The following is a 16,690-nucleotide window of genomic DNA, read 5'->3' as shown; positions in this document are numbered from 1 at the left end:
GCCCCAGGACCCGGTGGGTCCTGGGGCCGAGCCCTGTCGTGCCCTCGGTCGGGAGTCCGGCTCAGCTCCCGGCCGGCGCGGCCCGCGCCGCGGCGAGTGCCCGCCGTCGCTCCTCGAAGAGCTCCCCGGCGCGCTCGTGGAAGCCGTCCGCCTCGTTGACGTGCGGGAACTCCTCGTCGGGGACCGGCACGTCCAGGAAGTCGCAGAGCGGGCCCCATCCCTCGCTCACCCGGAAGACCAGCAGCCGGTCAGCCGGTACGGTGGCCTTCACCTCGGCGATGTGCCGGTTGAAGGCCTCGACGGCCTCATGCTCGTCCATCTCGTTCAACGGCCGGTCGCCGCCCACGTCGAGCATGCGAGGACGCAGTTCCTCGGTCATGAAACGGCCGAACGCGGCGGCGTCCGGGTCAAGGTCCCCCGGCTGCTGCATGTGCCGGGAGAAGACGGTCTTTTTGGCGCTCGCGTACCAGCGGTGCGGGTCCCGCACGTTCAGCACGACCTTCGCCTCGGGCCACGCGTCCATCAGCTCGCGCCAGAAGACGCAGCCGGGGAAGTCCACCGTCGCCCGGTATCCCTCGAACACCCGCCGTACGTCCACCGGGTCACTGGCGAACGCCTCCTGCCACAGCGGCATCTGCCGGGGGTTCACGATCACCTCGGTCATGTGGTGACAGGGGTCGAACCCGAGCCTCCGAAGTGCCGCCTGCATCGACAACGTACCGGTACGGCCATATCCGGCGCCTATCACGTCCAATGGTTATCGTCCCCTTCTGTACGTGGTATTTCCCCGTGCGTACGGAACACTACCCCGCCGGCGGATATTTACCGCAGCGGAAACAGCGGGGAGTCCGAATCCGGCGGGTGAAGCGGAGCGGGTCGCCATCGGAAAATCAGGTGCGGCGTGGGTGCTGACCAGAGGCAATGCCTCGACGTGGAGCCCTGTTTTCCTTGTCTGAATCTTCTGCGGAATCCTTTTTGGGCGTTATCCCAATTTCATGGAGAGGGCCCCGAGAGAGTCGCAAGAGAAGGTCAAGAGTAGTGCGGGCTAGCATCGCAGAGCCGAAATGCGGCGCAAACTCAGGGGAGAGCTCATTGAACGACTACTCTCGCGAGAACTTCCTGGATCTGAACGCATTCCGAGGGCTGGGCGAGGACCCGGTCCACCGTCCTCCGGTACTGACGGACCGGCCGCGTGACTGGCCGCTCGACCGGTGGGCCGAGGCGCCGCGTGATCTGGGGTACCCGGACTTCTCCCGCTACCAGTGGCGAGGGCTGCGCCTGCTCAAGGATCCGGAGGCCCAGGCGGCCTTCCACGACCTGTTGTGGGAGTTCCGCCCCCGCACCATCGTCGAACTGGGGGTCTACAGCGGCGGTTCCCTGGTCTGGTTCCGTGACCTGACCCGGCTCATGGGCGTCGACTGCCAGGTCATCGGGGTCGACAGGGACCTCTCCCGCTGCCAGATCCCCCCCGCCGAGATGTCGAACATCGTCCTCCACGAAGCCGACTGCACCGATCTCGGGACGCTGGAGAAACTCCTCGGCGACGTCGCCCACCCGCTGCTGCTCATCGACGACGCGCACGCCGACACGTTCAACGTCATGCGGTGGGCGGTCGACCATCTGCTCCACGAGGGCGACTACTTCGTCATCGAGGACATGATCCCCTACTGGCACCGGTACAGCCCGGCCCTGCTGGAGCAGTACCTGGCGTCCTTCCGCGATGTGCTGACCATGGACATGGTGTACGCCAACGCCAGCCCGCAGCTGGACCGAGGCGTCTTCCGCCGCTCGGCGGCGAAGGGCTAGCCGGCCGCCGTGTCCGACGTATCGACCGTCCTGCACTACGCCGCACCGCTGACCCCGGGTTCCCCGGACGACGACTGGTGCATCGACGCCCTGTCCCGGCCGCCCGAGGTGACCCTCAACTTCCGCATGGTCCCGCACGAGGTGACCGTCACGGACCTGCGCGACAGCTCCGTGCGGCCCACCCTCGACACCATGGGGTTCGAGCGGGTCGCTGCTCCCACCCGGGTCGACCAGCACGCCCTGGCGGAGAACTCCGAACCGGCCCTGGAACGGTACCGGCAGGAGACCGCGGAGCTGCTGACGTCCGTCACCGGGGCCGACGCGGTGGAGTTCTTCGACGCCACCCTCAGGCGCCAGGACGCCACCCCCTCCGGTGCGACGCCCCATCAGGCGCCGCACCTGCGCGTGCACGTCGACCAGAGCCCGAACAGCGCCCGGGCCCGCGCCGCCCTGCACGGCGGGGAGGGGCGGCGCTTCGGCAGGTTCCAGATCGTCAACGTCTGGCGGCCCCTGCTGCAGCCCGTCCGCAACTACCCCCTCGCCCTGTGCGACTACCGGTCGCTGAACCCCTCCGCCGACCTCGTGGCGACCCGGCTGGAGTTCCCGGAGTGGCTCAAGGACCGCGAGAGCTACTCCGTAAAGCACGACTCCCGCCACCGCTGGCACTACTGGCGGTCGCTCTCACCCGACGAGGTCCTCCTCTTCAAGTGCTACGACAGCGCGAGCCGCAGTCTGGCGCTCGCGGCGGACGGAGCGGAGCGCCCGGGGCTCGCCGACGTGGCCGGCCTCTGCCCGCACACGGCGTTCCACGACGAGAAAGGACCCGACGTCGGACATTTGAGAACGTCTCTGGAAATGCGCGCCGTACTTTTCTACGACTGATCCGGGAAGGAGCGGGCCACCATGACGAACACGACGGTGCCCCGAGTGCCCACCTTCAGCCTCACCGCGCTGAAGAAGGGAGTAGACCAGGAAGAGTTCCGCAGGTGCGTGACCGAGACGGGCGTCTTCTACCTCACCGACTGCGGAGTGCGGGAGCAGGACCACAGGCTCGCCACCGATACGGCCACGGACTTCTTCACCCACGGCACGCCTCAGGAGAAGGCGGCCATGACGACGAAGATCCCGACCATGCGCCGCGGTTACTCCGCGCTGGAGGCCGAGAGCACGGCCCAGGTGACCAGGACGGGCACCTACACGGACTACTCGATGTCGTTCTCGATGGGGGTCGCCGACAACCTCTTCCCCTCGCAGCGCTTCGAGGAGATCTGGACCGACTACTTCGTCGGCCTCTACACCGCCGCCCGGGAGACCGCACAGACCGTCCTGGAGGTGACCGGCACGTACGACGGCTCGGACGGCAGGGACATCGACACACTGCTGGACTGCGACCCCGTGCTGCGGCTGCGTTACTTCCCCGAGGTCCCCGAGCACCGCGCCGCCGAGCACGAGCCGCGGCGCATGGCGCCGCACTACGACCTGTCCATCATCACCCTGATCCACCAGACCCCGTGCGCCAACGGGTTCGTCAGCCTCCAGGCCGAGATCGGCGGCGAACTGGTGGACCTGCCGCACATCCCGAACGCCGTGGTCGTGCTGTGCGGCGCCATCGCACCCCTGGTCACCCAGGGCGCGGTCCCCGCACCCCGGCACCACGTCAGGTCCCCGGAAGCCGGCCTGCGCGAGGGCAGCGACCGCACGTCGAGCGTCTTCTTCCTGCGCCCCTCGACCGACTTCTCCTTCTCGGTCCCCAAGGCCCGCGACTACGGCCTCGAAGTCGACACCCTCGACGGTGAGACCGCGACGTTCGGGGACTGGATCGGGACCAACTACGTGACGATGCACGCGACTTCCACGTCGTAGGTCCCGCCGGGGACCACAGTCCGGTGCCCCTGCGCCACCGCCCGGCTCCGCTCTTTGCCGCCCCACGTGCCGCAACTCCCCCACACGTCGAGAGAAGAAGCCATGGAACACAGGTCCGACGCCGTCTTCAAGAAGCCTTCGATCTTCCGGGAGGGGATCCGGGAGTACGCCGAACGTCTTTCCACCCCCGTCTCGGCCGAACTGCGGGACATCGCCGAGGAAACCGCGAGGGCCACCCCCGAGTGGGCGGACATATCGACTGCGCACATCCAGACGTCCTTCCTCCAGATGCTGATCACCACGGGCGGCATGAACCGTGTGCTGGAGGTGGGGACCTTCACCGGCCATGGCTCCATCGCCCTCGCCGAGGCCCTGCCGGACGACGGCGAAGTCGTCACCGTCGACAGCTACGTCGCGGACAAGCGGGCCCAGGACGTGGCCACGCGGGCGTTCGAACGCAGTCCGCACGGGCACAAGATCAAGCCCGTACTGGAGGAAGCCCTCTCCGTTCTCCAGACCGTCGAAGGCGACTTCGACCTCATCTTCCTGGACGCGGACAAGCCGAACTACATCTCGTACTTCGAGACCATCCTCGCCCGCGGCCTGCTGCGGCCTCGCGGTCTGCTGGTCGTCGACAACACGATGTGGGGCGGTGAAGTCCTCAATCCGCGTTCCCTGCCGCCCGCCGACGACGCCGCCACCGGCGAGGAGTGGGTGGAACGCATGTTCGCCAACTGGGCGCACGACGTGGTCAAGTTCAACAAGCACGTCATCGAGGACCCCCGGGTGCGCGCCGCCCTGCTCACCGTCCATGACGGCATGACCCTCATCCAGCTTGCATCATGACCGGGCAGGGCGGAATCGGGCTCTCGGTGGGCATGCTGCTCCGGCGGGCGGTCACCGTGGCACCCACCAAGGAGATCCGCGAGGTCGACCTCGCCGGGCAGCCCCACGGGACGTCCTGGGCGGCGTTGCAGGAACGGGTTCGGCGGCTGGTCGACGCCCTCCGAGGCCTCGGTGTCGCCCAGGGCTCCGCGGTGACGACCTTCTCCTGGAACAGCACACGGCACCTCGAGTGGTTCTTCGGCGTCCCGATGGCGGGTGCCGTCCTGGTGCCGGTCAACGTCCGGTTCTCCGACGAGCAGATCGAATGGGTCGTGGCCCACGCGGACGCCCGGGTGATGGTGGTCGACGCCTCCCTCACCGGGCAGTTGGCACGGCTGCTGCCCCGGCTGCGGTCGGTGCGCGAGTTCGTCGTCATCCCCGACGGGGGCGACGTGCACCCCGCGTTCGCCGATGCGCTCTCCTACGAGCGGCTGCTGGCCGACGCCACTCCGGTCGAGCCGCGCGACGTGGCGGAGAACCGGACCGCCTGCCTGTGCTACACGGGCGGCACCACGGGCAACCCCAAAGCCGTTGCCCACTCCCACCGGTCCCTCGTCCTCCACTCCCTCGCGATGTGCGCGGCCGACGCCTTCGCGGTCCGTGAACGCGACGTCGTCTTCCCGCTGACACCACTGTTCCACGCCACCGCCTGGGGGCTGCCCTACGCGGCGGCCCTGGCGGGAGCGGGCCTGGTGTTCACCGGGCCGCACCTGAAACCCCGGGCCATCGCGGAGACGCTGGAGCGGGAGCAGGTCACCCTGTCGGCCGGCGTGCCCACCTTCTGGCTCGCCCTGGACGAGACGGACCCCCCGAAAGAGGTGTTCGCGTCCCTGGAACGCATCGTCTGCGGAGGCTCGGCGATTCCGCAGGGCCTCGTGCACCGGTACGCCGACCGCGGCGTGACCATGCGCCAAGGGCTCGGCATGACGGAGAACATGGCGACGGTCGCCCTGACGAACGTCCGCAGCGGCCTCGTCTCCCTGCCCCCCGAGAAGCAGTTGGAACTGCACCACACGCAGGGCCTGGCCGTACCGGGGGTCGAGTTGCGGCTGATCGACGACGAGGACCGGCCGCTGCCGCACGACGGGGTGACCCAGGGCGAACTCGAAGTCAGGTCACTGTGGGGAGCGACGAGCTACGAGAACGCCGACGACGACGTCAACGCCGAGAAGTTCCACGACGGCTGGCTGCGCAGCGGGGACATCGCGACCATCGATCCGGACGGCTACGTCCGCATCACCGACCGCAGCAAGGACCTGATCAAGTCGGGCGGCGAGTGGATCAGCTCCATAACGGTCGAGTCCGTGCTCATGGACCATCCCGCCGTCCTGGAGGCCGCCGTCGTCGCGGTGCCGGACGCCCGGTGGCAGGAACGGCCGCTGGCCGTGGTGGTGGCGCGTTCCGGCGCCACGGCGACAGCCGACGAGCTGCGGTCCTTCCTGCGCGGCCGGCTGCCGAAGTGGTGGGTGCCGGACCGCTTCGAGTTCGTCCCCGAGATCGCGAAGACGGCCACCAACAAGTTCGACAAGAAGCTGCTGCGCAGCCGTTACGCCGACCACTGACCCACGCAGACCCCAGGCCAGCCACGGAGGGAACGCGCATGCGCCTGAACAACACCGGAGCATGGCAGCCCGGCGACCCCCCGGGAAACCGGCGGTTCGTCACGACCCACTCGGCCGACGCACCAATGGCGCTGATCTCCGGGCAGTCCCTGGGGCCGGTGACCATGTCGTACGAGGCCTGGGGCGCCCTCGACGCCGACCGGAGCAACGCGGTGCTGATCCTGCCGCCGCTGAGCATGACCAGCCACGCGGCGGGACCCGCCGGGCCGGGGCACCGGGCGGAGGGCTGGTGGGACACCCTGATAGGCCCCGGCAAGGCGGTCGACACCGACCGTTTCCACGTGATCGTCGTCAACAACCTCGGCGGCTGCGACGGGAGCACCGGCCCCGCGAGCCTCGACCCGAAGGGAAACCCCTGGGCCTCACGCTTCCCCGCGCTCGACGTGGTGGACCAGGTCAACGCCGAGGCCGCGCTGGCCGACGCGCTGGGCATCGAGCGCTGGCACGCCGTCGTCGGCACATCCATAGGCGGAGCGCGGGCCCTGGAATGGGCGGTCTCCCGCCCTGACCGGGTGGGCCGGCTCCTCCTCGTCGCCGTGGCCGCGGCCACCCGTGTCGAACAGGCCGGCCACACCCAGGTGGAACTGGAGCTGATCCGGCGGGACCCGCACTTCCACGGAGGCGAGTTCTACCACCTGCCCGAGGACTGCGGTCCCCGCACCGGCGTCTCCCTCGCCCGTAGCTTCGCGCACATCCGCTACGGCACGGAGAGCTACTGGCAGGACCGGTTCGGCGGACAGTCGTGGTACCACGACTCGGACGGCTGCCACGAGAAGTTCCGCGAGTACGTGCTGGCGCAGGGCGACAAGGTGTGGGAGCGCTTCGACGCGAACTGCTGCCTGGTCCTCTCCGAGACGGCCCTGCGCGCCACGGTGGCGCGCGGCAGGGGAAGCATCGCCGACGCGCTCGCACGGATCACCGCCCCCACGCGCATCGTCGGCTTCTCCACCGACCGCGCGTATCCCCCCGAGGCCCAGCGCGAGTTGGCGGCGGGCATCCGGGGAGCCCAGGCGCAGATCATGGAGTCGGACCTCGGACACTACGGTTTCATGCTCGCGCCCCACCTGGTGGAGCCGCATCTGCGCCTGACGCTCGGGTAGGGGGCGGACCGGTGCTCGCCGTGCTTCTCGTGGGCGCCTTCATGCCCACCCTGGACTTCTTCGTCGTCAACGTCGCCGTCCCGTCCCTGACCGAGGACCTGCACGCGACCAGTGGCGAGATCGAACTCGTCGTGGCCGTCTACGCCATCGTCTACGCCGGCCTGGTGGTGCTCGGCGGCAGGCTCGGCGACTACTGGGGGCGCAAGAAGGCGTTCGTGGTGGGGACCGCCCTGTTCACCGTGACATCGGCGATGTGCGGCTTCGCACCGAACGTATGGTGGCTGATCGGCGCACGGGCGCTTCAGGGCGGCGCCGCCGTGGTGCTGTTCCCTCAGGTGCTCGCGCTGATCCAGCTCCACTACCCCCCGGCGGAGCGCCCCCGGGTGATGCGCCTCTACGGCCTGGCCACGGGCAGCGCGATGGCCATGGGACAGCTCATCGGCGGACTGCTGATCAGCCTGGACTGGCTCGGCCTGTCCTGGCGGTGGGCCTTCCTCGTCAACCTTCCGTTCGGGGTGGTGACGCTGGTCCTCGCCCCGCGGCTGCTGCCGACGACCGGTCGGCTCGGCAACCTGCGGATCGACCGCACGGGGGTCCTGCTGTTCGCCGTGGCCATGGTGCTGCTGGTGGTGCCCCTGACGGTCGGCCGCTCGGCCGGCTGGCCGGCGTGGACCCTGCTCATGCTCGCGGGGGCGTCGGTGTTGCTGCCGGGATTCTGGCTCTGGGAGCGCCGCGCCGAGTCCCTGGGGCGCGACGTGCTCCTTCCCCCCAGCCTGCTGCGCGTCGGCACCCTGCGCATCGGGCTGCTGATCGTGTGCGCCTTCTACGCCACCATGTCCTCGTCCCTGTACGTTCTGGCCCTGCTGCTTCAGGAGGGGCGCGGTCTCACCCCCCTCCAGTCCGGGCTGGTGTCCAGCCCGCTGGTCGTCGGGTTCTGCGCGGCGAGCATGGCCTCCTCCTCCCTGACGGCACGGTGGGGCACGCGGCCCCTCAAGGCCGCGCTGTGGATCCGGATGGCCGGCTTCGCGGCCCAGTTCCCGCTGCTGCTGCTCGCCGAGCCCGGCGCCGTGAACATCCCGGCGCTGGCCGTACTGCTCGCTGTCAACGGAGCCTGCACCGGAGCGGTGATGGCTCCGCTCCTGGGGCTCGTCCTCGACGAACTGAAGCCCGCGCAGGCAGGCGCCGCCAGCGGTCTGCTGGCCACGACCCAACAGGTGGCCGGTGCCGTCGGGCTCTCCGTCATCGGCATCGTGTTCCACGGCGTGGCCCGGCACACGGAGCTGGATCCGGAGGGGGTCGCCGCCGGTTACCGGCACGGTCTCGTCTATCTGATCCTGATGTCGGGGGCCGCCCTGGCCGGCCTGTCCCTGCTGACCCGGGCACGGGACGGCCGACGGCCCGCCGGCACACCGGCCGGCAGCACCCTGCCCGTACCCTCCCAGGACTGAGAACGCAGCCCCCCACGGACCTGCGGTCCCCTGCCCCGGTCGGTCGCCGGACCGGTTCCCGCACGGGTGTGCGAGTCAATCACACGGCAGGATGACCGAGTTGGACTCCGCCGACCCGGACGCGTAGAACAGCAATGAACCCGTTGGTGCGTCGGCCGCGGCAGGGTGCGACCCGGCTTTCGAAAGCAGGTACAACCGCATGTCCCCAGAGCGATCCGGTGCGTCCCGCCGCGCCTTCCTCGCCGCGACGGTCCTTCTGCCCCTGGCGGGCTGCGGCGACACGGGGGACCGTCCGGCCGCCCCGGCGTCCCAGGCACCGACACGCTCGTCCGCCCCGTCCTCCGCCCCGCCCTCCGCCTCCGCGACGCCCCTGGACCTCCCGTCGCTCCGCTCGCTCGAACGCAAGCACGACGCCCGGCTCGGCGTGTACGCCCTCCACACCGGTACCGGCACGGCCATCGCCCACCGGGCGGACGAACGCTTCGCGTTCTGCTCCACGTTCAAGACCCCCGCCGTCGCCGCCGTCCTCGACCGCAACCCGCTCAGTCACCTGGACGAGCGCGTCACCTACGGCTGGGACGACATCAACTCCGCCTCACCCGTCACCCGGAAGAACGTCGCCGAGGGCATGACGATCGGTGAGCTGTGCGACGCCGCCATCCGGTACAGCGACGGCACGGCCGCCAACCTGCTGCTGCGCCGCCTCGGTGGTCCCGAGCGGGTGACCGCCTACCTGCGAGGACTCGGTGACACCGTCAGCCGCCTCGACCACTACGAGCCCGAGCTCCACCGGGGCCGCCCCGGAACCCCGGACGACACCACCACGCCTCGGGCGATCGCCACCGGCTACCGCACGATCGTCCTGGGCGACGCGCTCGCCGCCGACAAGCGCGCCCTGCTCACCGACCTCCTCGTACGCAACACCACCGGCGACAACCGCATCCGGGCCGGCCTCCCCAAGAGCTGGCGGGTCGCCAACAAGACCGGAACCGGCAGGTACGGCCGGGCCAACGACATCGCCCTCGTGTGGCCGCCCCGCTCCGCCCCCCTCGTGATGGCCGTCATGTCCGAGCGCTCCGGACGCGATGACCGTCCCAGCGAGTCCCTGATCGCCGAGGCCACCGAACACGTCGCCGCCGCGCTGACCTGACCCGGACCGGCCGGTTCCGCCGCGGGCGGCCGGGCCGGACCGGCCGCCCGACCGTACCCGCCCGCCTCACCCGGTCCGAGTCAGCTTCGTCCCGAGAGACGGCTCCCGAAGCTCCGACCGCAGCGCCACCGGCACGCGCCGCGCCCCCGCACCACCGCCCAGCGCCAGCTCACCGACCACGGTCCCGGCCTCCGTCCCGCCGGCGAGGTTCTGGCCCCCGTCGCGGAAGGCGAGGGTCAGTTTCTGCCCCGGTGTCCCGACCGCCTTCAGGTCCTTCGTGGCCACCACCGGCGTACGCCCGCCGAGGCCGTCGTCGACATGTCCGACGACCTGGCCCTTCTTCACCGCCGTGGCCGAGGTGAGCGCCTCCCGGACCGCCTCGATGACCTTCTTGCTGTTGTCCTGCACCAGCAGGAGGCTGGTCGAGCCGTTGGGGTCCGGACCCGTGGCGTGCTGGTCCATCATCGAGCCCAGGATCAGCCGGTCCTCGCCGTCCACGGTCCGGTACGCCGCCCAGGACAGCGTGCCGCCCGCGGCGGTGTTGGAGCCGGTCTTGATGCCCCGGACACTCAGCCCGGCCAGGATCAGCCGGTCGTTGTTGTTGTAGATGCGCCCGACCCCGGGGATGTCGGCGCCGGCCATGGCGACGGTCGCGCGGAAGGACTCGAACCTCATGACCGCCTCGGCCAGCTTGAGCTGGTCGACGGCCGTGCTGACGGTTCCCTCGTCCAGACCGCTGGGGTCGGTGTACGTCGTGTTCTTCATGCCGAGCGACCTGGCCGCCTCGTTCATCTTCCGGACGAACGCGGCCTCGTCCTCGGTTTTCGTGTTCCACCGGGCCAGCAGCCGGGCCACGTTGTTGCCCGACGGGATCATCAGCATCTTCAGCATGTCCTGGAGACTGAACTTCTGGCCGACCCGCAGCCCTTCGATGCGCGACTCGTCCTTGGCCATGCCCTCCTTCACGGCCCGGGCGTCGACGGTGACGCGCGGGCCCGGCTCGTCCCTCTCGAGGGGGTGCTCGCGCAGTATCACGTACGCCGTCATGATCTTGGCGACGCTCGCCGTCGGGACGGGCTTCTGCTCCCCGAACGTCCCGACGGTGCCCGAGCCCACGACCATGACGGCGGCCTGGCCCTCCTCGGGCCACGGCATGGTGAACGTCTCCCCGCCGATGGTGAAGGACGACACGCTCGCGTCGAGGGCGAGGGTCGGCTCGGGCAGCGGGCGGAGCAGCTGGACGGCGAGGGCCACCAGAACGAGGAGCGCCACGAGAGGTGACCAGATCCTCACCCTGCGCAGCAGCGTGCGGGCCGGGGTGGGCCGTGGCGGCGGAGTGTTGGTGAGCTGCGCGAGCAGACCGAGCGGGGAAGGGGCGGCGTCCTGCGCGTCCCTGGTTTCCTGCGCGCCCTCCGCGCCCTGCGCCTCTTGCGTCTCCTGCGGGGCGGGCGGCTCGGCGCGCGGCGGGTCGACGCGCGGCGGGTCGGCGACGCCGACCGCCATCGTCTTGTCGGCTCCGGCCGCGTCCTCCAGGGCCCGCAAGGTGACCGTCCGGGTGTGCTCGGACGCCTCAGCGGCGGCGGCTTCCCCGGGCTCGTCCTCGGTGGGTGCCTTGTCCGCCTTGTCCGATGCGGTGCCGTCGTTCCCGACAGTTGCCTCGGTACCCTCGTCCGATGGTGTGCCGTCGTCCGCGGAGCCCTGAGCCGGGGTTTCGTCCTGCTCGGCGCCAGCGTCGGCCTCGTCCGCGTCGGTTGCCGGTTCACCGGTGGTGTCCTGCGGTTCGTCCGCGTCGGTTGCCGGTTCACCGGTGGTGTCCTGCGGTTCGTCCGGTTCCTGTGCCGGTGCGTCGGCGGCGTCCTTGGGCTGATCCGGCTCCCGCGTCCCCTCCGAGGGCTCCCGCTCGTCCTGCTCGTCAGCCGACTCAGGTTCCGGCGTTGGCCGCCCGGGCGACTGCCCGCTGCGCTCCTCGGCTAAGTCCGGTCCCGGATCGTGTTCTGTGCCGGAGGACTCCGCCGACGGGTCGTCCTGGTCGAGGACGCTGGAGTCGGGTGTTCGGTCCGCCATCGCTGTCTCCTTCGTGCGCTCGCGACACATGCGTTCCAGGGGACGGGCGGACGGGCGCGTCACATGACCCGGCGCAGGTGCCGGTGATTCTCACCGGGCGATCCGCGGCCCCTGAGGTCCGGCCGGTGATCGCCACGTGGTGGCGCGGTCAGCGTAACCGATCACCGTTCGAGGACGGCGGCGAGCGCTACCCGCGGTGACCGGAAACCGACGGGGCACCGGCGTGGCCCCGGGCCATCGTGTCGGCCGCGGATCGTCCGGAGGCTTTCGTGGCCCGACGCCCCCGCCGCCACCGGGGCACGCGGCCCATGTCGGCACCGTCCCTCCCGTTCGCCGACGCCGGGGAGGCCTTCGCCCGGGGCGAGCGGGAGCTGGAGATCCGACGACGGCTCGGCGCCGTCCGCCGGATCCGGCGCTGCCTCGACGACCGGGGGCTGCTGCTCGACCTCACGGCAGCCGAACGACCCGTACGGCGAGGTCGTCACCCACAGCCATCTCGGCAACCTGTACGAGCACACCGGTCCGCGCGCCGCCATCGAGCAGCACCGACGCCCGCCCGCCCTCGGGGACGGGACCGGCGCCGTCCTCGTGCGGCACTCGGCGCACCGCAACATCGGCCAGACCCCCTCCAGGCCGGTGAACCCGCCGTCGCCCTGCCGCACTTCGAGGAGGGTCCGCGCATCCTCGGCGGTCGCGGCGACCGGCACGGCGAGTCGCGGACCCGGCTGGGCCCGGTCCGCGTCCTCGGGCTCCCGGGGCGCACCGACGACGCCCCGTGCGAATGCCGGGAACCGCCCCGCCGCGCCGGACGACCCCCGACCCGCCGGTCATGTGGCGTCCGCGTAGCACCCCACGACCGCCGTCGTGAACGGAAACCGCACCGGGGTCTCCCCGAAGGTGAGACGGCCCGCCAGGTCCGCGGCGTCCCGGATCGCCGCCACGACCGTCGGCGCCTCCTCCTCGGGGCAGTGCACGATCACCTCGTCGTGCTGGAAGAAGACCAGCTCGGCCGCCAGGTCCGTCAACGCCTGCCGCAGCGCGGCGAGCAGCAGCAGGGTCCAGTCGGCGGCGCTGCCCTGGACGACGAAGTTGCGGGTGAAACGGCCTCGCGCGCGGGCGTCGGTCGAGGCGTAGCCCGGTATCCACTGCCGGGCGGCGTCGGGTTCCTCCTCCGCGAGCGGGATGCCCGCCTCCTCCACCGCGTCGTCCGTCGTGCGGGCCGCGGGCGGGCAGGTGCGGCCGAGCCAGGTCCGTACGAGCCGGCCCTCCTCGCCGGCGCGGGCGGCCTCGTCGACGTAGGCCACCGCCTTGGGGAAGCGGCGTCTGAGGGCGGCGAGGTTCTTCAGGCCGTCGCCGGAGGTCTGGCCGTAGACCGCGCCGAGGACGGCGAGCTTCGCCTGCGCGCGGTCGCCCGAGAAGGCGCGGTCGGACACCGACTGGTAGAGGTCGGTCTCCCGGCCGGCCACCTCCATCAGCCCGGGATCGCGGGAGATCGCCGCGAGGACGCGCGGCTCCATCTGGTCGGCGTCGGCGACGACGAGCCGCCAGCCCGGGTCGGCGACCACCGCGCGGCGGATCACCTTGGGGATCTGCAGCGCGCCCCCGCCGTTGGTCACCCAGCGGCCGCTCACCGTCCCGCCCGCCAGGAACTCGGGCCGGAAGCGGCCGTCGCGCACCCAGTCCTGGAGCCATGACCAGCCGTGGGCGACCATGATGCGGTACAGCCTCTTGTACTCGATCAGCGGTTTCACCGCCGGATGGCCGAGGGACTCCAGCTCCCAGCGACGGGTCGAGGAGACCTTGATCCCGGCCTGCGCGAACGCCTTGACGACGTCGGCGGGCAGGTCGGGTCGGACCCGGCGGCCGAAGGCGGCGGACACCTCGCCGGCGAGCTCGGCGAGTCTGCGGGGCTCGCCGCCGCCCGCGTACCGCTCGCCGAGCAGGTCGTGCAGCACCGCGCGGTGCACGTCCGCCCGCCAGGGCACCCCCGCGCGGTTCATCTCGGCGGCCACCAGCATCCCCGCCGACTCGGCGGCCACCAGCAGCCGCATCCGGTCCGGGTGCGCGGTGGCCTCGATCCGGCGCTGCTGTTCGGCGTAGACCGCGAGGAGGTCCGCCAGCGGGACGTGGGTGCCCTGGGGTTCGAAGAGGGGCGACTGCGCGCCCGGCTCGGCCGAGCGCTGTGGCGGGTCGGGCGGTACGGGGCCGCCGCGGAGCCGCGCCAGGGCGGCCGCGGCCGAACGGGGCTGCCCGTACCGCCCCTCGTGGCCGAGCAGGAGGGTCTCGGCGGCCTCGACGTCGTAGCACCGCTCCACTCGCACCCCCGTGGCGAGCAGGCGCGGATGGACATCGGCGGTGGACCGCCACACCCACCGGGTGACGCCGGGACGGCTCCGTACGGCCTCGACGGGATCCGCCTCCCGCCGCACCGGAGCGGCGGGCAGCCCGTCCGGGCCGAGGGGAGCGACATCCACGCCACCGTCCTCGGCCGGAGCGAGCGCCCACCGACCGGCCATGACGTGAGTGTGGCAGGGCGGTCTGACAACGGGGTCCGAACAAGGGTCCGAACAGAGGTCCGGCCAGGTGGTCCGGCCACGGGGCGGACACCGGCCGGGATCAGTTCTCCGGCGAGGGCGCCTGCTCCTGGCCGTCCTCCTGCCGCGTCTCGACGACCTGCGCCAGCAGGTCGGCGACATACCGCTCGGTGGCCGTCTTGTCGACGCCGAGGCCGCTGAGGACGCCCTTGCCGTTCTCGTGCTCCAGGAGGGCGAGCAGGAGGTGCTCGGTGCCGATGTAGTGGTGGCCGAGGCGGAGGGCCTCGCGGAAGGTGAGTTCCAGGACCTTCTTGGCCGCCGGACCGTACGGCACCAGCTCGGGGGCGTCCTCGACGGCCGACGGGAGGGCCGCGGCGGCGGCCGCGCGGACCGCGTCCAGGGTGACGCCCTGCTCGGTGATCGCCTTCGCGGCCAGGCCGCCCGGCTCGGCCAGCAGGCCGAGGACCAGGTGCTCGGGCAGGCCCTCGGCGTTGCGCGCGGCCCTGGACTCGTTGTGCGCGGCCATCACCACCGCGCGGGCCCGGGGTGTGTAGCGGTTGAAGCCCTCGTTCGGGTCGAGGGCGGCCGACTCCTTGGGCACGAAACGCTTCTGGGCCGCCTGCCGGGTGACACCCATGCTCCTGCCGATGTCCGTCCAGGAGGCGCCCGAACGCCGGGCCTGGTCCACGAAGTGGCCGATCAGGTGGTCCGCCACGTCGCCGAGGTGCTCGCCCGCGAGCACCGCGTCCTGGAGCTGCTGAAGGGGTTCCTCGTGGACCTTCTTGATGGCCGCGATGAGGTCGTCGAGACGTACGGAGGACGTGATGCCGGAATTCGTCGTCATGTGTCAACGGTAGGTTGACAATGAGAGAGTGTCAACCGCGAGTTGACACTCTGGGTGAACCGGTGGACTGCTGGGGCATGGCACGATCGGCTCGTGAGTACGAGTACGTCCAGCACCGTCGAACGCGCTTTCGAAGCCGCCCTGTACGCCACCACCGACGGCGCCCTCGACACCGGCGCCTCCCTGCTCGCCGCCGATCCGGCGGCGGACGCCGAACTCGCCCGGCGAGGCGAGGAGTTCGTGGCGAACGCCTGGCGGCGCGGCTGGCAGCCCGCCGACGTCGTACGCATCGTCCGGCGTGAACTGGACGACGTACACCTGCGGCTCGTCACGGCGCTGATCCGTGCGCAGGCGCCGCACGACCGGCCCCGGGGCCCCCGCTGGACCGCCCAGCTCGACGCCCTCGGCGGAACCGGCGCCGCTCCCGAGCCCCCGCGCCCGCCCCGCACCGACCGCTTCTCGCACGCCACGGCCGTACTGGAGCTGTACCGGCTGCTGCTGCGCCTGCCCACGCTCGAGTCCCTCGACGAGGCGGCCGGGAGCGCCGGGACCGCCGGCGAGGCAGGCCCGGAGGAGGGCGACCGGCGTCCGGAGCCCCGCATGCTCGGCCGCATTCGCGCGCTGCTCGCCAAGGCGGAGGCGACCGGCTTCCCGGAGGAGGCGGAGGCACTCACCGCCAAGGCGCAGGAACTGATGGCGCGGCACAGCGTCGACGAGGCCCTGCTCGCGGTACGGGCGCACGCGGCGACGGCGCCGGGCGCGTGCCGGATCGGGGTGGAGGCCCCCTACGAGCAGACCAAGGCCGTGCTGCTCGACGCGATCGCCACCGCGAACCACTGCCGGGCCGTGTGGAACGAACCTCTCGGCTTCTCCACCGTGGTCGGCTTCGCCGCAGACCTGGAAGCGGTCGAACTGCTCTACACCTCACTGCTGGTGCAGGCCGGTACGGCCATGACGAAGGCGGAGGCGGCCCAGAAGGCGGGCGGACGCAAACGGACCAAGACCTTCCGGCAGTCGTTCCTCGCGGCCTACGCCCACCGCGTGGGCGCACGCCTGGCGGCTGCCGCCGAGGGCCGGACGAGCGGGCTGAGCGACGACCTGCTCCCGGTGCTCGCCTCCCGCGACGTCGCGGTGACCGAGCGGCTGGACCGCCTGTTCCCGGAGACGACGACCACCAGGCTGCGCGGGGTGAGCGACGCGGCGGGGTGGGAGGAGGGCGCGCGGGCGGCGGACGACGCCCAGGTCGAAGCCCGCCGACGACTCGGCTGAACCGGAGCCCGGAGCCCGGAGCCCGCAGTCCGCAGTCCGCAGTCCGCGGCGGTCCGTGTGGCCGGTCCGGAGCCCGCGCGGGCCGAGGGTCGTCCGGCCCCGCGC

General features: G+C 71.5%; 14 protein-coding genes. 9 read left to right on the top strand and 5 right to left on the bottom strand.

Going from position 1 to position 16,690, the window contains the following annotated elements:
- Positions 1–61: 61 nt before the first annotated feature.
- Positions 62–748, bottom strand: coding sequence for a sulfotransferase family protein (locus ACFWVE_RS10645; RefSeq protein ID WP_384010533.1), 687 nt, complete (start codon positions 746–748; stop codon positions 62–64).
- Between the two features lie 344 nt (positions 749–1,092).
- Here ACFWVE_RS10645 and ACFWVE_RS10640 point away from each other — a divergent pair, with 344 nt between their 5' ends.
- The 8 genes from ACFWVE_RS10640 (at position 1,093) to bla (ending at position 9,874) form a co-directional block, all read left to right on the top strand.
- On the top strand, positions 1,093–1,806 hold the full coding sequence (locus ACFWVE_RS10640; protein WP_384010519.1) for a CmcI family methyltransferase: 714 nt from the start codon (positions 1,093–1,095) through the stop codon (positions 1,804–1,806).
- Between the two features lie 9 nt (positions 1,807–1,815).
- Entirely contained in the window at positions 1,816–2,688 is an 873-nt protein-coding gene (locus ACFWVE_RS10635) for a CmcJ/NvfI family oxidoreductase (RefSeq protein WP_384010517.1), read from the top strand.
- Positions 2,689–2,709: 21 nt separating this feature from the next.
- Complete coding sequence (locus tag ACFWVE_RS10630; protein WP_384010514.1) at positions 2,710–3,669, top strand: 2OG-Fe(II) oxygenase family protein; 960 nt, start codon at positions 2,710–2,712, stop codon at positions 3,667–3,669.
- 102 nt (positions 3,670–3,771) lie between these two features.
- Positions 3,772–4,515 (top strand): O-methyltransferase, encoded by a 744-nt coding sequence (locus ACFWVE_RS10625; protein ID WP_384010511.1) that lies wholly within the window; start codon positions 3,772–3,774, stop codon positions 4,513–4,515.
- Positions 4,512–6,116, top strand: a complete 1,605-nt coding sequence (locus tag ACFWVE_RS10620) for a long-chain-fatty-acid--CoA ligase (RefSeq protein WP_384010508.1) — start codon at positions 4,512–4,514, stop codon at positions 6,114–6,116. The genes ACFWVE_RS10625 and ACFWVE_RS10620 overlap by 4 nt, the downstream gene beginning before the upstream one ends.
- A gap of 38 nt (positions 6,117–6,154) precedes the next feature.
- Positions 6,155–7,276 (top strand): homoserine O-acetyltransferase, encoded by a 1,122-nt coding sequence (locus ACFWVE_RS10615; RefSeq protein ID WP_384010505.1) that lies wholly within the window; start codon positions 6,155–6,157, stop codon positions 7,274–7,276.
- 11 nt (positions 7,277–7,287) lie between these two features.
- The gene (locus ACFWVE_RS10610; protein ID WP_384010503.1) at positions 7,288–8,724 is read left to right on the top strand and encodes an MFS transporter; all 1,437 of its coding nucleotides are present in this window, start codon (positions 7,288–7,290) and stop codon (positions 8,722–8,724) included.
- Positions 8,725–8,923: 199 nt separating this feature from the next.
- Complete coding sequence (gene bla, locus ACFWVE_RS10605; protein WP_384010501.1) at positions 8,924–9,874, top strand: class A beta-lactamase; 951 nt, start codon at positions 8,924–8,926, stop codon at positions 9,872–9,874.
- A gap of 66 nt (positions 9,875–9,940) precedes the next feature.
- Here the strand turns inward: bla and ACFWVE_RS10600 are convergent, their stop codons facing one another.
- The 4 genes from ACFWVE_RS10600 to ACFWVE_RS10585 all read right to left on the bottom strand — a co-directional run bounded on the left by ACFWVE_RS10600 (position 9,941) and on the right by ACFWVE_RS10585 (position 15,316).
- Entirely contained in the window at positions 9,941–11,938 is a 1,998-nt protein-coding gene (locus ACFWVE_RS10600) for a serine hydrolase (protein ID WP_384010498.1), read from the bottom strand.
- Positions 11,939–12,385: 447 nt separating this feature from the next.
- A complete protein-coding gene (locus ACFWVE_RS10595) occupies positions 12,386–12,535 on the bottom strand; it encodes a hypothetical protein (protein ID WP_384010495.1) in 150 nt (49 codons plus the stop codon).
- Between the two features lie 230 nt (positions 12,536–12,765).
- The gene (locus ACFWVE_RS10590; RefSeq protein WP_384010492.1) at positions 12,766–14,454 is read right to left on the bottom strand and encodes a bifunctional 3'-5' exonuclease/DNA polymerase; all 1,689 of its coding nucleotides are present in this window, start codon (positions 14,452–14,454) and stop codon (positions 12,766–12,768) included.
- A gap of 100 nt (positions 14,455–14,554) precedes the next feature.
- On the bottom strand, positions 14,555–15,316 hold the full coding sequence (locus ACFWVE_RS10585; RefSeq protein ID WP_384010489.1) for a Clp protease N-terminal domain-containing protein: 762 nt from the start codon (positions 15,314–15,316) through the stop codon (positions 14,555–14,557).
- Positions 15,317–15,409: 93 nt separating this feature from the next.
- On the opposite strand from ACFWVE_RS10585, the gene ACFWVE_RS10580 reads away from it, so the two are divergent.
- Complete coding sequence (locus ACFWVE_RS10580) at positions 15,410–16,585, top strand: DUF2786 domain-containing protein (RefSeq protein ID WP_384010486.1); 1,176 nt, start codon at positions 15,410–15,412, stop codon at positions 16,583–16,585.
- The last annotated feature ends 105 nt before the right edge of the window (positions 16,586–16,690 follow it).

Origin of the sequence: Streptomyces sp. NPDC058632 (assembly GCF_042717095.1) — a bacterium.
Taxonomy (GTDB): domain Bacteria; phylum Actinomycetota; class Actinomycetes; order Streptomycetales; family Streptomycetaceae; genus Streptomyces.
The sequence above is the reverse complement of the archived record's forward strand: the minus strand, read 5'-3'. Positions and strand labels throughout refer to the sequence as shown.